This window comes from Curtobacterium sp. MCBD17_026, assembly GCF_003234895.2.
GTDB classification, from domain to species: domain Bacteria; phylum Actinomycetota; class Actinomycetes; order Actinomycetales; family Microbacteriaceae; genus Curtobacterium; species Curtobacterium flaccumfaciens.
On record NZ_CP126281.1, the window covers coordinates 1,090,805 to 1,112,073 of the forward strand.

General features: G+C 72.8%; 17 protein-coding genes and 1 tRNA gene. 17 read left to right on the forward strand and 1 reads right to left on the reverse strand.

Annotated features, from left to right (window positions below; genetic code table 11):
* The first annotated feature begins 31 nt into the window (after positions 1–31).
* Together DEI85_RS05175 and DEI85_RS05180 are read left to right on the forward strand one after the other, a co-directional pair.
* Positions 32–3,001, forward strand: coding sequence for an Rne/Rng family ribonuclease (locus DEI85_RS05175; RefSeq protein ID WP_111123165.1), 2,970 nt, complete (start codon positions 32–34; stop codon positions 2,999–3,001).
* A 1-nt stretch (position 3,002) separates the two neighbouring features.
* The gene (locus DEI85_RS05180) at positions 3,003–3,833 is read left to right on the forward strand and encodes a hypothetical protein (RefSeq protein WP_111123095.1); all 831 of its coding nucleotides are present in this window, start codon (positions 3,003–3,005) and stop codon (positions 3,831–3,833) included.
* A 109-nt stretch (positions 3,834–3,942) separates the two neighbouring features.
* Here the strand turns inward: DEI85_RS05180 and DEI85_RS05185 are convergent, their stop codons facing one another.
* A complete protein-coding gene (locus DEI85_RS05185; RefSeq protein WP_110859229.1) occupies positions 3,943–4,215 on the reverse strand; it encodes a DUF4031 domain-containing protein in 273 nt (90 codons plus the stop codon).
* 180 nt (positions 4,216–4,395) lie between these two features.
* On the opposite strand from DEI85_RS05185, the gene rplU reads away from it, so the two are divergent.
* The 15 genes from rplU (at position 4,396) to DEI85_RS05260 (ending at position 21,237) form a co-directional block, all read left to right on the forward strand.
* Positions 4,396–4,704: a 50S ribosomal protein L21 gene (rplU, locus tag DEI85_RS05190; protein ID WP_027464715.1), complete on the forward strand. Its 309-nt coding sequence runs from the start codon at positions 4,396–4,398 to the stop codon at positions 4,702–4,704.
* Positions 4,705–4,716: 12 nt separating this feature from the next.
* Complete coding sequence (gene rpmA / locus DEI85_RS05195; RefSeq protein WP_017885976.1) at positions 4,717–4,968, forward strand: 50S ribosomal protein L27; 252 nt, start codon at positions 4,717–4,719, stop codon at positions 4,966–4,968.
* A gap of 104 nt (positions 4,969–5,072) precedes the next feature.
* Entirely contained in the window at positions 5,073–6,635 is a 1,563-nt protein-coding gene (gene obgE, locus DEI85_RS05200) for a GTPase ObgE (RefSeq protein WP_110859230.1), read from the forward strand.
* Positions 6,636–6,642: 7 nt separating this feature from the next.
* Positions 6,643–7,461 (forward strand): glutamate 5-kinase, encoded by an 819-nt coding sequence (proB, locus tag DEI85_RS05205; protein WP_217499638.1) that lies wholly within the window; start codon positions 6,643–6,645, stop codon positions 7,459–7,461.
* A gap of 1,033 nt (positions 7,462–8,494) precedes the next feature.
* Positions 8,495–9,760, forward strand: a complete 1,266-nt coding sequence (locus tag DEI85_RS05210) for a glutamate-5-semialdehyde dehydrogenase (protein WP_111123096.1) — start codon at positions 8,495–8,497, stop codon at positions 9,758–9,760.
* Between the two features lie 40 nt (positions 9,761–9,800).
* Complete coding sequence (locus DEI85_RS05215) at positions 9,801–10,001, forward strand: hypothetical protein (RefSeq protein WP_110859232.1); 201 nt, start codon at positions 9,801–9,803, stop codon at positions 9,999–10,001.
* An 11-nt stretch (positions 10,002–10,012) separates the two neighbouring features.
* Positions 10,013–10,612, forward strand: a complete 600-nt coding sequence (gene nadD, locus DEI85_RS05220; protein WP_110859233.1) for a nicotinate-nucleotide adenylyltransferase — start codon at positions 10,013–10,015, stop codon at positions 10,610–10,612.
* Positions 10,609–12,066, forward strand: coding sequence for a hypothetical protein (locus DEI85_RS05225; protein ID WP_111123097.1), 1,458 nt, complete (start codon positions 10,609–10,611; stop codon positions 12,064–12,066). The genes nadD and DEI85_RS05225 overlap by 4 nt, the downstream gene beginning before the upstream one ends.
* 132 nt (positions 12,067–12,198) lie before the next feature.
* Positions 12,199–12,573 (forward strand): ribosome silencing factor, encoded by a 375-nt coding sequence (rsfS, locus tag DEI85_RS05230; protein ID WP_027464721.1) that lies wholly within the window; start codon positions 12,199–12,201, stop codon positions 12,571–12,573.
* Between the two features lie 107 nt (positions 12,574–12,680).
* A tRNA-Ala gene (locus tag DEI85_RS05235) sits at positions 12,681–12,753 on the forward strand.
* 82 nt (positions 12,754–12,835) lie between these two features.
* On the forward strand, positions 12,836–13,759 hold the full coding sequence (locus tag DEI85_RS05240; protein WP_111123098.1) for an aldose 1-epimerase family protein: 924 nt from the start codon (positions 12,836–12,838) through the stop codon (positions 13,757–13,759).
* Positions 13,738–15,255, forward strand: coding sequence for an anthranilate synthase component I family protein (locus DEI85_RS05245; protein ID WP_111123099.1), 1,518 nt, complete (start codon positions 13,738–13,740; stop codon positions 15,253–15,255). The genes DEI85_RS05240 and DEI85_RS05245 overlap by 22 nt, the downstream gene beginning before the upstream one ends.
* 45 nt (positions 15,256–15,300) lie before the next feature.
* On the forward strand, positions 15,301–16,167 hold the full coding sequence (gene imuA' / locus DEI85_RS05250; protein WP_284183488.1) for a DnaE2-dependent mutagenesis accessory factor ImuA': 867 nt from the start codon (positions 15,301–15,303) through the stop codon (positions 16,165–16,167).
* Complete coding sequence (locus tag DEI85_RS05255; RefSeq protein WP_110859237.1) at positions 16,164–17,792, forward strand: DNA polymerase Y family protein; 1,629 nt, start codon at positions 16,164–16,166, stop codon at positions 17,790–17,792. Before imuA' ends, DEI85_RS05255 begins: the two co-directional genes overlap by 4 nt.
* A gap of 34 nt (positions 17,793–17,826) precedes the next feature.
* A complete protein-coding gene (locus tag DEI85_RS05260) occupies positions 17,827–21,237 on the forward strand; it encodes an error-prone DNA polymerase (RefSeq protein ID WP_111123100.1) in 3,411 nt (1,136 codons plus the stop codon).
* Positions 21,238–21,269: the final 32 nt, after the last annotated feature.

The window sequence follows — 21,269 nt, forward strand, 5'->3', positions numbered from 1 at the left end:
GTGCGAGTGGGGCCGAGGAGTGCACCAGTCCATGGTGGAGCAGAACAACGACAACACGACCAACGACGAGAACGCGCCGAAGCGCCGGAGCCGCCTGTTCGGCGGTCGCCGCGCCCGGTCGTCCGGCCAGGAGGCCCGTGGGGGCGCCGAGCAGGCACCCCACGCCGACGAGACCCTCGCGCTGACGGGCGGCGCTGACGCCCGTCCCGCGGCCAGCGTCGGGTCTCCCGATTCGCCGGATTCTCCCGATTCGCCGGACTCCCCGGCATCGCCCGTCGAGCCGACCGACACCGGGGCGGTCTCCGTCGCGGTCGAGGCCGTGGCCGACAGCGGTGCCGAGCCGCACGACGTGAGCACGCTGACCGGTGACCTGCCGGTCGTGACGGGCGACCAGTCGGGCACCGCGAGCGACGGGGCGGACGCGGACCGCGCCTCCCGTCCGGCCGACGCCGCACCGACGGCCGAGGCGAACGACGACGCCGCACCCGCCGACGAGCCGTTCGTGCCGAAGGCCACGAGCACGCTCAGCCTGATCTTCCACGCGCCGGTGCTGCCGGAGCTGCCGCAGCGCGCGCCCCGGTTCGATCGCGACCGCGACCGCGACCGTGACCGCGACGAGGACGACCGCTACGACCGCGAGGACCGCTTCGACCGCGATCGGGACCGTGACGACCGCGACGACCAGGGCGGCTCGCGCCGTCGCTCGCGTCGCCGTGGTTCGAGCGCGGACCGCGAGGCCCGCGAGCCGCGCGACCACCAGGAGCCGCGCCGCCGCGAGCCGGAGCTCATCACCGAGCCGCAGCGCATCAAGGGCTCGACCCGACTCGAGGCGAAGAAGCAGCGCCGTCGTGACGGCCGCGACGCCGGACGCCGCCGTCAGGTGGTCAGCGAGGACGAGTTCCTCGCCCGCCGCGAGAGCGTCGACCGCCAGATGATCGTCCGCTCCAGCTCGTCGACGATCGAGATCGGCGTGCTCGAGGACGGCATCCTCGCCGAGCACTACATCACCAAGTCCGAGAACGTGTCGCTCATCGGCAACGTCTACCTCGGCAAGGTGCAGAACGTCCTGCCCTCGATGGAGGCGGCGTTCGTCGACATCGGTCGTGGCCGGAACGCCGTGCTCTACGCCGGTGAGGTCGACTGGAACTCCGTCGAGACCGGCAACCACGGTCGCCGCATCGAAGCAGCGCTCAAGCCGGGCGACAAGGTCCTCGTGCAGGTCACGAAGGACCCGGTCGGCCACAAGGGTGCCCGCCTCACCAGCCAGATCTCGCTGCCGGGTCGCTACCTGGTCTACGTGCCGAACGGCTCGATGAACGGGATCTCGCGCAAGCTGCCGGACACCGAGCGTGCCCGACTGAAGAAGATCCTGAAGGAGGTCCTGCCGGAGCACGCGGGCGTCATCGTCCGCACCGCTGCCGAGGGCGCGACCGAGGAGCAGCTCACCCGCGACGTGCAGCGCCTGACCAGCCAGTGGGAGGCCATCCAGAAGAAGGTCGCCGGCGGTCACGCCCCGGTGATGCTGCACTCCGAGCCCGACCTGCTCATCAAGATCGTCCGCGACGTCTTCAACGAGGACTTCACGAAGCTGATCATCGACGGCGAGGCCGCCGGCGGCACCATCGACGAGTACCTGTCGGCCGTCGCCCCGGACCTCAAGGACCGCGTCGTCCGGTACGAGGGCCCCGACTCGTTCGAGGAGTTCCGCCTCAACGAGCAGATCGACAAGGCGCTCGACCGCAAGGTCTGGCTGCCCTCCGGCGGTTCGCTCGTCATCGACCGGACCGAGGCCATGACGGTCGTCGACGTCAACACGGGCAAGTTCGTCGGCTCCGGCGGCAACCTCGAGGAGACGGTCACGAAGAACAACCTCGAGGCCGCCGAGGAGATCGTCCGGCAGCTCCGCCTGCGGGACATCGGCGGCATCATCGTCGTCGACTTCATCGACATGGTGCTCGAGGAGAACCGCGACCTCGTGCTCCGCCGTCTGGTGGAGTGCCTGAGCCGTGACCGGACGAAGCACCAGGTCGCCGAGATCACCTCGCTCGGCCTCGTGCAGATGACCCGCAAGAAGATCGGCGTCGGTCTGCGCGAGTCCCTCGACGAGGTCAACGCCAAGATCAACGACAACAACGCCGACCCGGGCCCGAGCAAGGGTCGTCGCAAGGGCCGTGGCGGGAACGGCAACGAGAACGGCCGGTCCGGCAACGGCGGGAACGGCGGCAACGGGAACTCCGGTTCGTCGGGGTCGTCGAACGGGGCGTCCAGCCAGGCGCACCAGATCACCGACGACGTGAAGAACGCGCTGTCGCGGATCGCCGCCTCGACCCTGTCGCACGACGAGCAAGAGGCGGCAGCTGCTGCCGTGACCGCCACGGAGGCCGCGGCACCGTCGTCGGCCGACGCGTCGACCGGCACGGACAGCACGGGTGGCGAACAGCCGACCGGCTCGAAGCGTCGTCGTCGTGGCCGTGGAGGCCGCGGGGCTGACCAGCAGACCGGAGACCAGCAGAACGGCGACCAGCAGGCCGCTGCACCGGCTGGGGCCACCGAGGCGCCGCAGGCACCTGCCGCCGAGCAGTCGGACGCACCGGAGTCCTCGGCCACCGCCGAGCCCACCGTGGTCGTCGAGCCCGAGGCGCGTGCGCCGAAGGGCGCTGCTCCGGCCGTCACGGAGACCGCGGCCGCACCGAAGGCGAAGGCCCCGGCCCGCCGTCGCGTGAGCTCGAGCGCCACCGTGACCCCGACCGACAACACCGTCGCGATCCTGGACATCCCGATCGCCGCGGCGCCCAAGCGCGAGCCCCGCGCGGTCGCCCCGGACGCCGAGTCCCTGCTCGACTCGGTGCTCCAGGCGCTCCCGGAACCGAAGCAGCCCGGACAGGGGCGCTCGCGCTCGCGCCGGGTCTCGTCGCCGAGCATCAGCGCTCCGGCCACGCCGACGGAGGAGCCGACCGACGACGCCGACGGCTCCGACGGCGCAGTGATCCTGGGGAACTGACGTGACGAACCCGGGCGACCCGCAGCAGCAGCGTGGGTACTACGGTGCGGGCTGGTCCCAGCCCGCACCGCCCGGCCCGGGTGCCCAGCAGCCCGGTGGCCCCGTGCCGCCGCAGCAGGGCGGTGTGCCGCAGTACGGGCGTCAGCCCGGTGCCGGCGCGCCGTACGCCCCGCCGCGGCCGCCCCGTGCCCCGGCAGACCCGCGTCGGGCCTTCGCGCCCGGGGCCTCGGTGACGAACACGGCCGGTGCGCTCATCGCCGTGGTGGCCCTGGTGCTCGTCGAGTTCGTGTCCGGGCTCTTCGGGCTGCTCGGCACCTCGCTCGTGGTCAGTCCGTTCCGGCACTACGGCGCCGGCACGAGCCTGCTCGGCAGCTTCACGACCGGGGTCTTCGTGGCGCCGTTCCCGTACTACGTCGGCGCGTTCCTGGCCCTGGCGTTCCTGACGCCGATCGACCGTCGCAGCCCGCTGCCGAGGCTCCTGCTCCGCGTGGTCCTCGCCGGCGCCGCTGGCACGGTGGCCCTGATGCTCGTCGGGGTCTTCACCGGGTCGCTCGGAGCGACCACCGCAGGCGCCTCCCAGCTCGTCATCGACGTGGTCACGCGGCCGCTGCAGAACGGTCTGCCGTTCACGGTGATGCTCCTGGCGACCGCCACCGCGGCCTGGCTCTGGCTCGGCCGACCGCGCCGCGGACGAGGCCCGTCGACGACCCCGGGGATGCCGGGCACCGTCCGACCCGCCGACGCGGTCCCGCCGTCGACGATCCAGCCGCAGCAGCAGCAGCCTCCGCAGCAGCCCCCGGCGAACCCCTGGGGCGGACCAGCGCCCCGCTGAGCCCGTTCCCGGCCCCTCGCACGCGCAGCCCTGCGAGCCGGCGGCGCGCCGTGCGAGGTGCCGCGTGGGGCGGACCCGCACCGGGCCTCCCGGCCGTCCTGAGGCGCTGTCAGAGGCCGCGCTTGTCGCGCTGCGCCACGCGCAGCCCACTGCGGATCAACCGCAGTACGAGCTCGCGACCGGTCACCGCCGAGGCGCCCGCGGCCACGAGTTCGTCGTAGCGCGCGAGCGGGACGTCGTAGTGGTCGTGGTCGAACGCACGGCGCGGCACACCTGCCCGCGCAGCGAACGCGTGGAGTTCCGCGTAGGATTCATCACTGACGAGGTGCGACCACAGTGTGTCGTGGGCGGGCCACGTCGGTGGGTCGATCAACACGGTCACCGTGCAATCGTACGGGTGTCGCCGTTTGACCGGACCCAGGGTGATCGAGTATTCTCGGTCCCTGGTGTCAGCGGGCCGTTCTGCCTGCGTCGCCGATCGGGCCCGGCCTTCCCGGGAGCCGCTCGTGCAGAAGTGGGCACCCGAGACTTCCCTCAAGCAGAGTTACGTAAGGATTTCCACGTGGTTTACGCAGTAGTGCGCGCCGGCGGCCGTCAGGAGAAGGTCGAGGTCGGCACCATCCTGACCATCGACCGTGCCAAGGCGGACGACAAGGGCAACATCGACCTCGCCCCCGTGCTCCTCGTGGACGGTGACAAGATCACGTCGGCGGCTTCCGAGCTCGCGAACGTGACCGTCACCGCCGAGGTGCTCGACGACCTCCGTGGTCCCAAGGTCATCATCCAGAAGTTCAAGAACAAGACCGGGTACAAGAAGCGCCAGGGTTTCCGCGCTGAGCTGACCCGCGTCAAGATCACCAAGATCGCGTAAGGGAGTCAACTCATGGCACACAAGAAGGGTGCGAGTTCCACTCGCAACGGTCGTGACTCGAACGCACAGCGCCTCGGCGTGAAGCGCTTCGGTGGCGAGGTCGTCAACGCCGGCGAGATCATCGTCCGCCAGCGCGGAACCCACTTCCACCCGGGCGCCAACGTCGGCCGCGGTGGCGACGACACGCTGTTCGCCCTCTCGTCCGGTTCGGTCGAGTTCGGCACCAAGGGTGGCCGCAAGGTCATCAACATCGTCAACGCGTAGTCGTTCGAACGACTGCAGCTGGAGGGGCGGGCCGAGTGCCCGCCCCTCCTTCGCTTTTCCCGCCGACGATCCCGTCGGCACAACGAAACACCAGGAGTGGACCCATGGCGACCTTCGTCGACCGCGTGACCCTGCACCTCAGCGCGGGGCACGGCGGCAACGGCTGCGTGTCGGTCCGCCGTGAGAAGTTCAAGCCCCTCGCCGGGCCCGACGGCGGCAACGGCGGTGACGGCGGCGACATCGTGCTCGTGGCCGACCCCCAGGTGACGACGCTGCTCGGCTACCACCGTTCCCCGCACCGCTCGTCGAAGAACGGCCAGCCCGGCATGGGCGACCACCGCAGCGGTCTCAGCGGCGAGGTCCTCGAGCTCCCGATGCCCGTCGGCACCGTGGTGTACGACGAGTCCGGCGAAGTCATCGCCGACCTCACCGAGCCCGGCATGCGCGTCGTCGTGGCTCCCGGTGGACAGGGCGGCCTCGGCAACGCGGCGCTCTCCACCACGAAGCGCAAGGCCCCCGGCTTCGCGCTGCTCGGCACCGAGGGCTGGGCGGGGGACATCAGCCTCGAGCTGAAGACCATCGCCGACGTGGCCCTCGTCGGGTTCCCGAGCGCCGGCAAGTCCTCGCTCATCGCGGCCGTCTCCGCCGCCAAGCCGAAGATCGCGGACTACCCGTTCACGACCCTCACCCCGAACCTCGGCGTCGTCGAGTCCGGTGACACCCGGTTCACCGTCGCCGACGTCCCCGGTCTGATCGAGGGCGCGTCCGAGGGCAAGGGCCTGGGCCTCGAGTTCCTGCGCCACGTCGAGCGGTGCGAGGCGCTGCTCCACGTCATCGACTGCGCCACGCTCGACCCGGGCCGCGACCCGATCAGCGACCTCGACGTCATCCTCGGCGAGCTCGAGCGCTACCCGGTCCCCGAGGGCCAGGTGCCGCTGCTCGAGCGCCCGCAGCTCATCGCCCTGAACAAGATCGACGTGCCCGAGGCGCAGGAGCTCGCCGAGTTCGTCACCGCCGAGCTCGAGGGCCGCGGCTACCGCGTCTTCCCGATCTCCACGGCGTCCCGCAAGGGGCTCCGCGAGCTGACGTTCGCCCTGGCCGACATCGTCGAGCAGGCCCGCGCCGCCCGTGCTGCCGAGCCCGTGCCGGAGCGCATCGTGCTCCGCCCCCGCTCGGTCAACGAGAAGCCCTTCACCGTGCGCGCCGAAGGCGGCGAGGAGCACCGCTTCTACCGCGTCCGCGGCGCCAAGCCGGAGCGCTGGGTCCAGCAGACCGACTTCACGAACGAAGAGGCGATCGGCTACCTGGCCGACCGGCTCGCGAAGCTCGGCGTCGAGGACGGCCTGTTCAAGGCCGGAGCCGTCGCCGGCTCGACCGTCGTCATCGGTGGCGACGGCGGCATGGTGTTCGACTGGGAGCCCACGCTCACGTCGACCGCGGAGCTCATCACGAGTGCCCGCGGCACCGACGCCCGCATCGGTGCGACCTCGCGTCCGACCCGCAACGAGCGGCGCGAGGAGTACTTCGAGCGGATGGACGCCAAGGCGGCCGCCCGTGCCGAGCTCGAGCAGGAGCGCGTCTCCGGGCTCTGGGTGGACGACGACGTGGTGACCAGCGACCAGCTCGGCACCAGCGACCAGGTCGAGACCAGCGACCAGAAGGACTGACCGCGGCATGACCGACACGACCGCCCGCACCGACCTCGGACCCGTCACACGGCGCGAGGACATCCCGCGTGCGCGGCGGATCGTGGTCAAGGTCGGCTCGTCCTCGGTCAGCGGTGACGCCGCCGGCCAGATCGGCCCCCTGGTGGACGCTCTGGCCGCCGCCTACGGTCGAGGGACCGAGGTCGTGCTCGTGTCGTCCGGTGCGATCGCGACCGGGTTCCCGTTCCTCGGGCTCGAGGGCCGACCGGACGACCTCGCCACGCAGCAGGCGGCGGCCGCAACCGGGCAGAACGTCCTGATGTTCCGGTACCAGAAGGAACTCGACCGGCACGGTGTCGTCGCGGCGCAGATCCTGCTCACCGCCGGTGACCTGCAGAACCCCACGCACCGTGTGAACGCCCAGCGGGCCATCGACCGGTTGCTCGCCCTGCGCGTGCTCCCGATCGTGAACGAGAACGACACCGTCGCCACGCACGAGATCCGCTTCGGCGACAACGACCGGCTCGCGGCCCTGGTGGCCCGGCTGCTCGGCGCCGACGCCCTCGTCCTGCTCTCCGACGTCGAGGCGCTCTACACGGCACCCCCGGAGCAGCCGGGCGCGACCCGCATCGACGAGGTGCCGTTCGGCGACGAGCTGGCCGGGGTCACCTTCGGCTCGATCGGCACCGCGGGCGTCGGCACCGGGGGAGCAGGGACCAAGGTCGCCGCCGCGCGGCTCGCGGCCGAGGCGGGCACCGCGGTGCTCGTGACCGACACGGCGCTGGTCGACCGCGCGCTGGCGGGCGAACACCTCGGCACCTGGTTCCACGCCGCGCCGCGTCCCTGACACGGCCCGCAGTGCGCCACGCCGCGCCGCGCCGCGCCGCGCCTCGCGGGTGGCACCGAGTGGTCACGACTCCCCGTTGGGTCGCGGTCGTGTGGTCGGGAACCGTCGCCGCGGGCGGCGCGGAGCGTCGATCTGCGACCGCTCGGCGGGCGGGGGACGACGTGTCGTGACCGCTCGGCGCGACCGGTCGACGGGGTGGACGCGACCGCCTGGAGGCCCGGTGCGTGTCCGGGGACCGGTGGCGGGCCTCCAGGCGGTCGCGACTCCCCGTTGGGTCGTGGTCGTGTGGTCGGGAGTCGTCGCTGCGGGCGGCGCGGAGCGACGATCTGCGACCGCTCGGCGGGCGGGGGACGACGTGTCGTGACTGGTCGGCGCGGCCGGTCGACGGGGTGGACGCGACCGCCTGGAGGCCCGGTGCGTGTCCGGGGACCGGTGGCGGGCCTCCAGGCGGTCGCGACTCCCCGTTGGGTCGTGGTCGTGTGGTCGGGAGTCGTCGCTGCGGGCGGCGCGGAGCGACGATCTGCGACCGCTCGGCGGGCGGGGGACGACGTGTCGTGACTGGTCGGCGCGGCCGGTCGACGGGGTGGACGCGACCGCCTGGAGGCCCGGTGCGTGTCCGGGGACCGGTGGCGGGCCTCCAGGCGGTCGCGACTCCCCGTTGGGTCGCGGTCGTGTGGTCGGGAGCCGTCGCCGCGGGCGGCGCGGAGCGTCGATCTGCGACCGCTCGGCGGGCGGGGGACGACATGTCGTGACTGGTCGGCGCGGCCGGTCGACGGGGTGGACGCGACCGCCTGGAGGCCCGGTGCGTGTCCGGGGACCGGTGGCGGGCCTCCAGGCGGTCGCGACTCCCCGTTGGGTCGTGGTCGTGTGGTCGGGAGTCGTCGCTGCGGGCGGCGCGGAGCGACGATCTGCGACCGCTCGGCGGGCGGGGGACGACATGTCGTGACCGGTCGGCGCGGCGGACCGGGCCTGGAGGCACGGCGAGCGTCCGGCACGCCCGTCACGAACCGGGGGACGGACCTACAATCGGTCCATGTCGTCGATCGCGCCCGCCCCGACCCTGACCGACAAGCTCGTGGCGGCACGGGCCGCCTCGTCGGCGCTCGCGACCGCGACGACCGCCGTCAAGGACGCGGCCCTCGGCGCGATCGCCTCGGCGGTGCGTGCCGCGACGGACGAGATCGTCGCCGCGAACCACGACGACCTCGTTGCCGGCGAGGACGGCGGACTCTCGTCCGGGCTGCTCGACCGGCTGCGACTCGACCCCGTCCGGATCGAAGCCCTCGCCGCCGCGGTCGAGCACGTCGTCGGGCTGACCGACCCCGTGGGGGAGCACGTGCGCGGGTCGCAGCTGCCGAACGGACTCCAGCTCACCCAGGTGCGCGTGCCGTTCGGTGTCGTCGGGGCCATCTACGAGGCACGCCCGAACGTCACCGTCGACATCGCCTCGCTCGCGCTCAAGTCGGGCAACGCCGTCGTGCTCCGTGGTGGGTCGGCGGCCCAGCACACGAACGCCGTGCTCGTCGCCCGGATCCAGGACGCGGTCGAGTCGGTCGGCCTGCCCCGCGACCTGGTGCAGACCATCGACGAGTTCGGGCGCGCCGGTGCAACCGAGCTCATGCGCGCACGTGGCCTGGTCGACGTGCTGATCCCGCGGGGGAGCGCCACGCTCATCCAGACCGTCGTCACCGAGTCGCAGGTACCCGTCATCGAGACCGGTGCGGGCGTCGTGCACGTGTTCCTCGACGCGTCCGCGCCGGAGCAGCGTGCGGTCGACATCGTCCTGAACAGCAAGGTGCAGCGGCCGAGCGTGTGCAACGCCCTCGAGACCCTCCTGGTGCACGAGGCCGCGGCCGAACGACTCCTGCCGGTGCTGGCCGACCGGCTGCGGGCGTCCGGTGTCACGCTGCGCGGCGACGACGCCGCGCGGGCGATCGTGCCCGGGGTGCTCCGAGCCACCGAGGACGACTGGGCGACCGAGTCGATGGACCTCGACCTGTCGATCCGCGTCGTGCCCGACGTCGACGCGGCGATGGCGCACATCGCCCGATGGTCGACGCACCACACGGAGTCGATCGTCACGAACGACGTCGACACCGCCGAGCGGTTCCTGGCGACCGTCGACTCGGCGGTCGTCATGGTGAACGCCTCGACCCGGTTCACCGACGGTGGCGAGTTCGGTTTCGGGGCCGAGGTCGGCATCTCGACGCAGAAGCTGCACGCGCGTGGTCCGATGGGCCTGCCGGAGCTCACGAGCACGAAGTGGATCGTGCGCGGCTCCGGGCAGATCCGCGGCTAGACTGAACGGCGTCTTTCCCCGACCGAACGGAGCACGAACGATGACCTTCCTCGCAGAAGCTGCTGAGCACGCCTCCGGGGCGCCCGCGTTCGTGTTCCCGATGGTCGGCGCCCTCTTCTTCATCTTCCTCGGCTTCGTGACCTGGAGCTTCCGCGACGTGGCCTACCGCCACTCCCAGAAGTTCGAGGCCACCCGCCACCACGAGACGGGTGTCGACGAGTTCGGCCACACCAAGATCTGACCGACCACTCGATGCTCGAGACCACCGGACGGCCACGCATCGGCGTGATGGGTGGCACGTTCGACCCCATCCACCACGGGCACCTGGTCGCGGCGTCCGAGGTGGCGCGGGCGTTCGACCTCGACGAGGTCGTCTTCGTCCCCACCGGACAGCCGTACATGAAGTCCGACGTCACCGACGCCGAGCACCGGTACCTGATGACCGTGATCGCCACCGCGTCGAACCCGATGTTCACCGTCAGCCGCGTGGACATCGACCGCCCCGGGCCGACGTACACCGTCGACACCCTGCGGGACCTGCACGAACAGCGACCGGATGCCCAGCTCGTCTTCATCTCGGGCGCAGACGCCGTTCAGCAGATCGTCGACTGGAAAGACCATGATGGTCTCTGGGACCTCGCGCACTTCGTGGCCGTGACGCGTCCGGGACACGCCTTGAGCATCACCGGATTGCCCGAGCGGGACGTAAGCTTGCTCGAAGTCCCTGCACTGGCCATATCCTCGACGGATTGCCGTGACCGGGTTCGACGGGGTTTCCCCGTCTGGTACTTGGTTCCCGACGGTGTCGTCCAGTACATCTCCAAGCACCATCTGTATCGGAGCGTTGCATGAGTTCGTCCGACGCGCAGCCGCCCCTGTCGCGGCGCCAGGCGCGCGAGCGGGAGCGTGCCGCCGCGGCCGGTTCGCAGCCCGCGACGCCGCCCCCGACCGTCGCCGCACCCGCCGCCGAGACCCCCGAGTCCCGCCGCCGTCCCGGGTCGCACGTCGCCCCGGCCCCCGGTGGCCCCGCCCAGTCGTCCGCGCCGGCATCGGCGCAGACCGCGCCCGGGTCCGCCCCGTCCGTCCCGGCGTCGGCGCCCGCCGCCGGTGTGCCGCCGTTCCCGCCGGCCTCCGCGACCGAGATCGTCCCCGGCAGTGGTGGGCTCACCCGTCGGCAGATCCGGCAGCTCCGTGCCGCCGAGCGCCAGGCGGTCCTGCCGGTCCCGCTGCAGAACCCCACGCCCCAGTCGTCCGACCGCACCGTCGAGGACGTCCTCGGGTCGGTGGACACGATCGACCCCACCGCCGCGCCGCAGAGCGCTCCGGACGCCGAGGCCGCGCACGAGGAGCAGCCCGCTGCCCCGACGGTCCTCGACCAGGCCGCTGTTGCCCAGGCCACCGAGGCGGACGGGTCACCGGACGCGCTCGAGCCCCTCGATGAAGCCGCCGCGCACGCCGAGGAGCCCCGCCGCCACCGGTCGACGTGGTCGCCGCCCGCCGACGTCACCGAGTCCGACGCGTCGGCGACCGACGCCCCTTCGGACGAGGCGACCGACGTCGCCCCGGCGGACGAGACGTCCGAGGACGCTCCGGCCCGCTCAGCCCACGACGCTCCGGCTCCCGCTGCCGGGTCGCAGCCCGCCGTCACGCCGGTGCCGATCCCGACGAACGCCGCCGCAGCGACCCCCGCGGTGTTCCCGCTCTCGCTCGACGCCGAGGACGACGACACCAACGAGGTGCCGTTGCCCGAGCCCGCGACCGAGGCCCCGAAGGTCCCCGCCGCGTTCCAGCGTCCGACCGAGCCGAAGCCGGTGACCACGGCCTTCGCGCCGCCCGCCGGCCACTGGTCCCAGCAGGCGCACGACTCGAACGACTCCGAGGTGCACGACGCCGAGACCGGCACCCGCCGCGTCGCGGTGACGAACACGAACGCGATCATCCTGCCGAACTCGGCCCTGGCCGACCCCACCGGCGCACTCAACGCGACGGGCGAGGTGATCCTGACCGGGTCGATCGACCTGCCGGCGTCGCTGTCGTCGACGGGGTCGCACCGGCCGATCGACGGCGCCGAGGTGGACCGCCTGCTCGAGCAGCAGGACGAGCAGCCCGACACCGATGCCAGCCCGGTCCGGGCCAGTCGCGCGGTGTCCAGCCACACCTCGACCCGCCAGGTCGTGCTCGCCGCCGCCAAGCCGAAGGAGTCGCGCACGCCGCTGATCCTCGGTGTGACGGTCGGCGCGGTCGGGCTGGCTGCGGCCGGTGTCATCATCACCGCACTGCTCACCACCCACGCGTTCGGCGGCTGACCGCTGCCGTCCCCGACGTCCGTTCTCCACCACCCCGCCGACCCTGGCCTGGCCGCTGTCGGCGGGGTGGCTTATGATCGTGACCCATCAAGCGAACCGGCTGTCCGTCGGTTCGACGACCGGAAGGAATCCGTGACCGCCTCCACTCGCGCACTGGAACTCGTGCAGGCCGCAGCACTCGCGGCCGACGCCAAGCAGGCCGAGGACCTCGTCGCTCTCGACGTGACCGGGCCGTTGCAGCTCACGGACGTGTTCCTGCTCGCAACCGGTCGGAACGAGCGCAACGTGCAGTCCATCGCCGATGCCGTCGAGGAACGCCTCCTCGAGCTCGGCGCCAAGACGCTCCGCCGCGAAGGTCGCACCGAGGGCCGCTGGGTCCTCATCGACTTCGGCGAGATCATCGTGCACGTCTTCCACGACGAAGACCGCCAGTACTACTCGCTCGAGCGTCTCTGGGCCGACTGCCCGACGATCCCGCTCGAGCTTCCGGTGGACCACACCGCCTGATCAGCGACGCGCCCGGGTGACGGCTTCGATTTCGTCGCCCGGCGTTCGCATGGTGTACGCTTCTATGGTGCCTCCGGGGAACCGGTTGGTGCAAAGCAACACGATCTGGGTCTGTGGCGCAGCTGGTAGCGCACCTGCATGGCATGCAGGGGGTCAGGGGTTCGAGTCCCCTCAGATCCACCCAGAACCCCCATCGTTCCTCGGAACGGTGGGGGTTTTCTCGTGCGTCCGACAGTGCTCGGTGGCCCGATACGCTGAGCGCATGAGCAACGACGCGCCGCTGTCCGGGTCCCCGCTGACGATCGCCTCCGCCGGGTACACGGCCGACGTCGCCACCGTCGGAGCGACACTGCGGACCCTGCGGCACGAGGGCCGAGACCTGGTCGTCCCGTTCGACGCCGACGAGGTCCGCCCGGTCTTCCGCGGTGCCGTCCTGGCCCCGTGGCCGAACCGGATCGTCGACGGCGAGTACTCCTTCGGCGGCGTCGACCACGAGCTGGCCCTCACCGAGCCCGCACGGCACCACGCCCTGCACGGACTCGTCGCGTGGACGGACTTCCGCGTGCAGGAGCAGGCGGACGACCGCGTGGTGCTCGCCACGACCGTCCAGGCGCAGCAGGGCTACCCGTACCGCGTCGAGGTCACCGTGGAGTACCGGCTCGACGCCGAGGGGCTGCACACCACGATCACCGGGACGAACACCGGGGCCGAGGCCGCGCCGTGGGGGACCGGCCCGCACCCGTACCTCGTCGCGGGTGCCGGCACCGTCGACGACTGGACCCTGACGCTCCCCGCCGCCCAGGTGCTCGAGGTGACGCCGGACCGGCTCGTCCCGACCGACCTGGTCCCCGTGCACGACGAGTTCGACCTGCGCACGCCCACGCTGATCGGTGACCGGTTCATCGACCACGCCTTCACCGGCTTCGACCGCGACACCGCCGGCCTCGCCACCATCGCGGTCACGGCTGCGGACGGTCACGGGGTCCGTGCGACCTTCGGGCCGGAGTGCGGCTGGGCACAGGTGCACACCGCCGACCACGTCGTCCCCGAGTACCACCGCGCCGGTCTCGCCGTCGAGCCGATGACGTGCGCCCCCGACGCCTTCAACGACGGCGAGGACCGCGGCCTCGTGGTGCTCGCGCCCGGTGCCTCGCACGCCGCCGCATGGACGATCGCCGCGATCTGACCACCCCCGGCCCCGTCGTCCGCGTCGAGATCCGCCGACTCGACCCGGCCCCCGACCTCGCGGCCCTGGCGGCGCAGGTCGCCGGGGACCTGGTGTGGCTCGACTCCGGCCTGCCGGACGGTGCTCCCGCCACGGCTCGGCCCCGGGCGCGCTGGTCCGTGCTGGCGTGGACGGACGGGCCGTTCGCCGCCCGGTTCCGGCACCAGGACCGTCGTGCGCACCTGACCGTCGCCGCGCCCGCCGAGGAGTGGTTCGGGTCTGCCCGATCCGAGGAGCGTCCAGCCTTCGCGGTGCTGGCGGACCTGCTCCGACGCACGCCCCGCCTGCCCGAACCGGTCGTCGGGTGCGGGTTCGCGCTGGGCTGGGTCGGGTTCCTCGGCTACGAGCTCGGCCGCGAGTCCGGCGGCCCGGACCGCACCGCCGACGGGCACGCCGACGCCGACCTGCGGTTCGTCGACCGAGCCGTCGTCGTCGACCACACCGGTGGCGCCTGGGCGCTCGCGCTCGTCGCCGAGGCGGAACCGGCGGCCAGTGCGCGCAACCGCGCGTGGCTCGAGGAGCTGAGCACCCCCACGACGTCGGCCGGCGTCGTGGACGCGGCCACGGGCCTCCCGGCCGGGGTGTCCGCGGCGACCGGACGCGTGACGCGCGCCGCCTACGAGCGGGCGGTCGACGTGTGCCGCGCGGAGATCCGCGAGGGGAACGCGTTCCAGGTCTGCCTCACCACCGCCTTCGCGGTCGGACAGGAGGCCCGTGGCGGCCCCGGTACGGACCCCCACCTGGGCGAGTACCTGCGGATGCGGGCGTCCGACCCCGTCCCGTTCGGCGCGTTCCTGCGGCTCGGCCCGCTGCGCGTGGCGAGCCGGTCACCGGAGCGGTTCCTGCGGATCGACGCGGCCGGAGCGGTGCTCGCGGAACCCATCAAGGGCACGCGGCGGCGGCTCGCCGACGCGGTGGCGGACGCGGCCGCGCGGGACGACCTGGCGGCGAGCCCGAAGGACCGCGCCGAGAACGTGATGATCGTCGACCTGCTGCGGAACGACCTGCTGCGGACCGCGGTGCCCGGGTCGGTGCACGTCGAGCGGCTGTGCGCCGTCGAGACGTACGCCAGCGTGCACCAGCTGGTCTCGACGATCGGGGCGGTGCTGCCGCCGGGGACGTCGCGGGCCGACGTGGTGCACGCGGCGTTCCCGCCGGGGTCGATGACCGGGGCACCGAAGAGCAGTGCCACGGCGATCGCGGACCGGCTCGAGGGGGCGCCGCGCGGGGTGTACTCGGGCGCGATCGGGTACTTCTCGGCCAGCGGGGCGGTCGACCTGTCGGTGGCGATCCGTAGCCTCGTGACCGTGCTCGACGAGTCGGGGGCGGTGCGTTCCCGGACCCTCGGAGCCGGGGGAGCGGTGACCTGGTCGTCGGTGCCCGCGGACGAGGCGGACGAGGTCGAGACCAAGACGCGGTCGGTGCTCGGCGGAGTCGGGGCGGTGGCCAGCTGGTGAGCTGATGCCCTGATCCGAACACGTGTTCATCAGGACTGTCCACAGATGTCGGACGCGATTGACATCATCGAACACATGTTCGAATATGAGGGCATGCAGACGGCGGCGGCACTCCGGTCGCCCACCCCGGACCGGGGCGGGCGGAGCGGTGCTGCACGCGGCAGCGGCGCGGGCGGTGGCGGTGCGCGCCGTGGGACGGACCACCTGAGCGATGCCCGGGCCGCGCTCGACCGCATCACGTCCCTGCGGTCCCGGGTGGCCGACATGGAGTCCACGCGGGTCGACACCGCCGGGCTCCCCACGGCCCCGGCGCTCGAACCCCTGCTGCCCGGCGGCGCGATCCGGGTCGGTGGCACCTACGCCGTCCCCGAGTCGGTGCTGCTCGCGATCACGATGCTGCAGGCGGCCTCGGCGGCCGGGGCGTGGTGTGCGGTCGTCGGGGTGCCGTCCTTCGGGATCGAAGCCGCCGCCGCCGCGGGGATCGACCTCGAACGGCTCGTGCTCGTCCCCGATCCCGGTGACCAGTGGCTCGCCGTGACGGCGGCGATGGCCGACGTCGCCCAGATCGTCCTCACCCGACCGCTCGGCCGGGTCGTGCCGGGCGACGTGGCACGGCTGTCGGCTCGGCTGCGACAGCGCGGTGGCGCACTCGTCGCGCTCGGCTCCTGGCCCGGGGCGGACGTCACGCTGCGGGTCACGTCCTCGACGTGGAGCGGCATCGGTCAGGGCCACGGCCACCTGACGGAGCGCCGGGCCACCGTGACCGCGACCGGGCGTGCCGGCGCGGTGCGTCCGGCGACCGCCGAGCTGCTCCTGCCCGCGGCCGACGGTGCGGTCCGGGCCGCCACAGCGGTGCCGACGGTGGGCTCCGGGGACACCCGCGTGCTGCGGCCCGTGGCGGTGGCGTCGTGATCGCCTCCGGGCGCGTCCGGACCGACGCGATCACGCGGGGAGCGGCACTGCCCGAACCACCCCCGACCCGGACGATCGTGCTCTGGTGCCCGGACTGGCCGGTCATCGCTGCGGCTCGGGCCGGTGGCACCCCGCCGGAGCAGCCACTCGCCCTGACCGCGAAGGGGCTCGTGTTCGCGAGTTCCGCGTCCGCGCGTGAGCAGGGTGTCGTGCGGGGGCTCCGCGTGCGTGAGGCGCAGGCGCGGTGCCCCGAGCTCCTCGTGCAGCCCTACGACGACGCCCTCGACCACCGCGCGTTCGAGCCCGTCATCCGGGCGGTCGAGGCAGCGGTCCCCGGGGTCGAGGTGCTGCGGCCGGGCACCCTCGCGCTCCGCGCCCGCGGGCCGGCCCGGTACTACGGCGGTGAGCGCGCGGCGGCGGCGACCCTTGCCGGCATCGCGGCCGACCACGGCGCCCCCGCGGTACGGGCCGGGGTGGCCGACACCCCGTTCGCGGCGGACCAGGCCGCCCGGGCCCGTCCGGTGCGTCCCGGTGAACGGGTGCGGCTCGTGCCCGTCGGGGGATCGGCCGACTTCCTCGCGCACCTGCCGCTCGGTGTGCTCGGCGACCCCGACCTCACGACGGTGCTCGACCGGCTCGGCATCACCACGCTCGGCGACTTCGCGGCACTCGGCGACGAACAGGTGCGGGACCGCTTCGGCGTGGCCGGGGCGTTCCTGCACCGGTTGGCCGGGGGCCGCGACCCCCGCGAGATCGCGGCGCGGGAGATCCCGCCGGAACTCCGGGTCGAGGCGTCGTTCGAACCCCCGCTGGACCGTGCCGACCAGATCGCGTTCGCGTTCCGGCGTTCCGCCGACGACTTCGCCGAGCGACTCCGGGCCGCGGGGCTCGTGGCGACGACCATCCGCGTGGGGATCGTCGACGAGCGCGACATCCTGCTCGAACGGACCTGGGCGCACCCGCGCTGGTTCGACGCCGCCGACGTGGTCGACCGGGTGCGGTGGCAGCTCGCCGGCGGGGTGGACCCCAGCGGGCTCGAGGCGCCGGTCACCTCGGTCGTGCTCGAGCCGGTCGCCGTCGACGACATGGCGAACCACGAGCGCGGGCTGTGGGGCTCCGGCCCGGACGAGCGCGTGCACCACGGCCTCGCCCGGATCCAGGGCATGGTCGGCCACGACGGTGTGGTGAGTCCGCGCATCGGTGGTGGCCGCACCCTGTCCGAGCGCGTGGTGCTCGTGCCGTGGGGCGACGCGCCAGCCGGTGGTGAGCGAGCCCTGGCGACCGTGCGCGACCGCCCGTGGCCCGGCAAGCTACCCGGCCCGCCCCCCGCCACCGTGCTCGAGCGCCCCCGACCGGTCGACGTCGTCGCCGTCGGTGGTGTGAGCGTCGACGTCGACGAGCGCGGCGTGCTGTCCGGCGCACCCGAACGGTTCCGTGCCGAGGGCGACCGGGGCGGCGGCTTCTCGGCCGTGACGGCCTGGGCGGGTCCGTGGCCGCTCGTCGTGCGGTGGTGGGAGTCCGGCGGCCGACGCCTGCACCGGTTGCAGCTCGTCGACGCCGAGGGGCGTGCCTGGTACCTGGTGCTGGCGGACCACCGCTGGTGGGCCGAGGCGATCGCGACGTGACCCCGACCACCACCACCAACAGGAGCGTGACCTGATGGGCTACAGCAACCCACCCATCCCGTGGTCGCAGTTCGAGCGCGCGCTGTCCGACAAGCGGAGCCCGGGCACGGCGCACGACGGCGACGGCGGCGACAGCCCGGCGTGGTCGCGGAAGCGCGAGCCGTACGTCCCGTCACCGCTCGACACCGACGGCGGACCCGTGGTGCCGTACGCCGAACTGCACGCGCACTCGGCCTTCAGCTTCCTCGACGGCGCCAGTCAGCCCGAGCACCTGTTCGAAGAAGCTGCTCGGCTCCGACTGCACGCCCTCGCGCTCACCGACCACGACGGCTTCTACGGGGCCGCCCGGATGGCCGAGGTCGCCGAGTCGTACCCGCAGGTCGGCACCGTCTTCGGCACCGAGCTGTCCCTGGGGTTGACCGAACCGCAGAACGGTGTGCCCGACCCCGAGGGCTCGCACCTGCTCCTGCTCGCCGACGGCCAGGACGGCTACCACCGGCTCGCCGGCGCGGTGACGAGCGCACACCTGGCCGCCGGGTCCGAGAAGGGCAGCCCGCAGTACGACCTCGACGACCTCGCCGCGCGGGCGAACGGGCACTGGCGCGTCCTCACGGGGTGCCGGAAGGGCTCCGTGCGGCAGGCCCTCGAGCAGGGTGGCGAGTCCGCCGCCGAGACCGCGCTCCGGGTGCTGCTCGACCGGTTCGGCAGCCGCAACGTCGTCGTGGAGCTGCTCGACCACGGCGACCCGCTCGACAGCGCCCGCAACGACGCCCTGGCCGCCCTCGCCGCGAAGCACGCGCTGCCCCTGGTCGCCACCGGCAACGTGCACTACGCCACCCCCGACCGGTTCCCGGTGGCGACCGCACTCGCGGCGGTGCGCGCCCGCCGCAGCCTCGACGAGATCGACGGCTGGCTGCCGGCCGCCGACACCGCCCACCTGCGCTCCGGCGCCGAGATGGCCAGACGGTTCGGGCGCTACCCCGGCGCGATCGAGCGGACCGTGGAGCTCGCCGACGAGCTCGGGTTCCGGCTGAAGACCGTGCAGCCCGGACTGCCCGACCTCGACGTCCCGGACGGACACACCGCGATGTCGTGGCTCCGCGAGCTCACGTGGACGGGTGCCCGGCGGTTCTACCCCGGCAGCGCCGACGGCGTCGACCCCCGCAAGCGGGAGCGCATCGAGCGTGAGCTGTCCGTGATCGAGGAGAAGAACTTCCCGGGGTACTTCCTGATCGTGCGCGACATGGTGCAGTACGCCCGCGGTCGGGGCATCCTCTGCCAGGGGCGGGGCTCGGCGGCGAACTCGGCGGTCTGCTACCTGCTCGAGATCACCGCGGTGGACTCGATCCGGTACGGGCTGCCGTTCGAGCGGTTCCTGTCGGCGATGCGCGACGAGGAACCCGACATCGACGTCGACTTCGACTCGGATCGCCGCGAAGAGGTGATCCAGTACGTGTACGCCAAGTACGGCCGGCACAACGCCGCCCAGGTCGCGAACGTCATCACCTACCGGCCCAAGGGTGCGGTGCGTGACATGGCGAAGGCGCTCGGCCACAGCCCCGGGCAGCAGGACGCCTGGTCGAAGCAGGTCGAGCGGTGGGGCTCGGTGACCGAGAGCCAGGACCACGACATCCCGCCGGCGGTCGTCGGGCTCGCGAGCGACGTCCTCGGGTTCCCGCGGCACCTCGGCATCCACTCCGGCGGCATGGTGCTGACCGACCGTCCGGTGGGCGAGGTCGTGCCGATCGAGCACGCCCGGATGGACGGCCGCACCGTGCTGCAGTGGGACAAGGACGACTGCGCCTACATGGGGCTCGTGAAGTTCGACATGCTCGGGCTCGGCATGCTCGCGGCCCTGCAGTACTCGTTCGACCTGGCGGCAGAGCACTGCGGGGAGCGCTGGGAGATGCACTCCATCCCGAAGGAAGAACAGGGGGTCTACGACCAGCTCTGCCGCGCGGACACGATCGGGGTGTTCCAGGTGGAGTCCCGCGCGCAGATGGGCACCCTGCCCCGACTGCTCCCGCGGCGGTTCTACGACCTGGTGATCGAGGTCGCACTCGTCCGACCCGGGCCCATCCAGGGCGGCGCGGTGCACCCGTACATCCGCCGGCGCACGGGCGAGGAACCGATCACCTACATGCACCCTGCGCTCGAACCCGTGCTCGAACGCACCCTCGGGGTCCCGCTGTTCCAGGAACAGCTCATGCAGATGGCGATCGCGGTCGGCAACTGCTCCGGTGACGACGCCGACCTGCTGCGACGGGCGATGGGGTCGAAGCGCGGGCACGAGAAGATCGACCGGTTGCGGGACAAGCTCTACACGGGGATGGCGGACAACGGCATCCACGGTGCGGACGCCGACGCGATCTACGCGAAGATCCAGGCCTTCGCGAACTTCGGCTTCGCGGAGAGCCACTCGATCAGCTTCGCCCTCATCGTCTACGCGAGCGCGTGGATGCGGCTGCACTACCCGGGGGCGTTCCTGGCGGCGCTGCTCCGGGCGCAGCCGATGGGGTTCTACTCACCGCAGACCCTGGTGGCCGACGCCCGACGGCACGGCGTCCGCGTGCTGCGACCGGACATCCTGCGGTCCGGGGTCGACGCCACGCTCGAACCGCTGCCGGACGGGGACGCCCCGGTCGGTGACGACGCCTGCCTGGCCACCGAGCAGCCCCCGGTGCTGCCCTTCGACAAGGCGCTCCCCGACGACACCGCGAGCCACCGTCGCGACGGTGCCTTCGCCGTGCGGCTCGGGCTCGCCGAGGTCGCGTCGCTCAGCCGGAAGAGCGCCGAGAAGATCGTCGCGGAGCGGGACGCGAACGGTCCCTTCCGCGACATGTCGGACCTGGCTCGGCGGGTCGGGCTCACCACGCCGCAGCTCGAGGCCCTCGCCGCGGCCGACGCCTTCGCTCCGTTCGACATCGACCGCCGCGGTGCGATGTGGTCGGCTGCCCAGGCGGCCGCCGAGCGTCCGGACCAGTTGCCGGACACACAGGTGTTCGTGCAGCCGCCGCTGTTCGGTCAGATGACGAGCGGGGACGTGCTCATCGCCGACATGTGGTCGACGGGCATGACGACCGACGACCACCCCGTCCGGCACGTGCGCGACCGGCTCGTCGCCCGCCGGGTGCTCAGCGTGCAGGACACCGCGACCGCCGAGACCGGACGACGGGTCGAGGTCGGCGGGATCGTGACGCACCGGCAGCGTCCGGCGACGGCCTCCGGCATCACGTTCCTGAACGTGGAGGACGAGACCGGGCTGGTCAACGTCATCTGCAGCGTCGGGGTCTGGGGGCGCTTCCGCCGGGTGGCGCGGGAGTCCCCGGCGGTGATCGTCCGGGGCATCCTCGAGCGCTCACCCGACGGGGTGGTCAACCTGGTGGCGGACCGCATCGAGCACCTGTCGCTGTCCGTCCGCACCCGCTCGCGGGACTTCCAGTGAGCGGTCGTGCGCAGGTGAGCGGTCGCACTCGA

Excerpts from the sequence above, each read along its gene's own strand:
- proB (WP_217499638.1), top strand. The coding sequence starts at position 6,643 with ATGACCGACACGACCGCCCGCACCGACCTCGGACCCGTCACACGGCGC.
- DEI85_RS05240 (WP_111123098.1), top strand. The coding sequence starts at position 12,836 with ATGAGCAACGACGCGCCGCTGTCCGGGTCCCCGCTGACGATCGCCTCC.
- nadD (WP_110859233.1), top strand. The coding sequence starts at position 10,013 with ATGCTCGAGACCACCGGACGGCCACGCATCGGCGTGATGGGTGGCACG.
- DEI85_RS05245 (WP_111123099.1), top strand. The coding sequence starts at position 13,738 with ATGGACGATCGCCGCGATCTGACCACCCCCGGCCCCGTCGTCCGCGTC.
- imuA' (WP_284183488.1), top strand. The coding sequence starts at position 15,301 with ATGTCGGACGCGATTGACATCATCGAACACATGTTCGAATATGAGGGC.
- DEI85_RS05210 (WP_111123096.1), top strand. The coding sequence starts at position 8,495 with ATGTCGTCGATCGCGCCCGCCCCGACCCTGACCGACAAGCTCGTGGCG.
- obgE (WP_110859230.1), top strand. The coding sequence starts at position 5,073 with ATGGCGACCTTCGTCGACCGCGTGACCCTGCACCTCAGCGCGGGGCAC.
- DEI85_RS05225 (WP_111123097.1), top strand. The coding sequence starts at position 10,609 with ATGAGTTCGTCCGACGCGCAGCCGCCCCTGTCGCGGCGCCAGGCGCGC.
- DEI85_RS05260 (WP_111123100.1), top strand. The coding sequence starts at position 17,827 with ATGGGCTACAGCAACCCACCCATCCCGTGGTCGCAGTTCGAGCGCGCG.
- DEI85_RS05215 (WP_110859232.1), top strand. The coding sequence starts at position 9,801 with ATGACCTTCCTCGCAGAAGCTGCTGAGCACGCCTCCGGGGCGCCCGCG.
- rpmA (WP_017885976.1), top strand. The coding sequence starts at position 4,717 with ATGGCACACAAGAAGGGTGCGAGTTCCACTCGCAACGGTCGTGACTCG.
- DEI85_RS05175 (WP_111123165.1), top strand. The coding sequence starts at position 32 with ATGGTGGAGCAGAACAACGACAACACGACCAACGACGAGAACGCGCCG.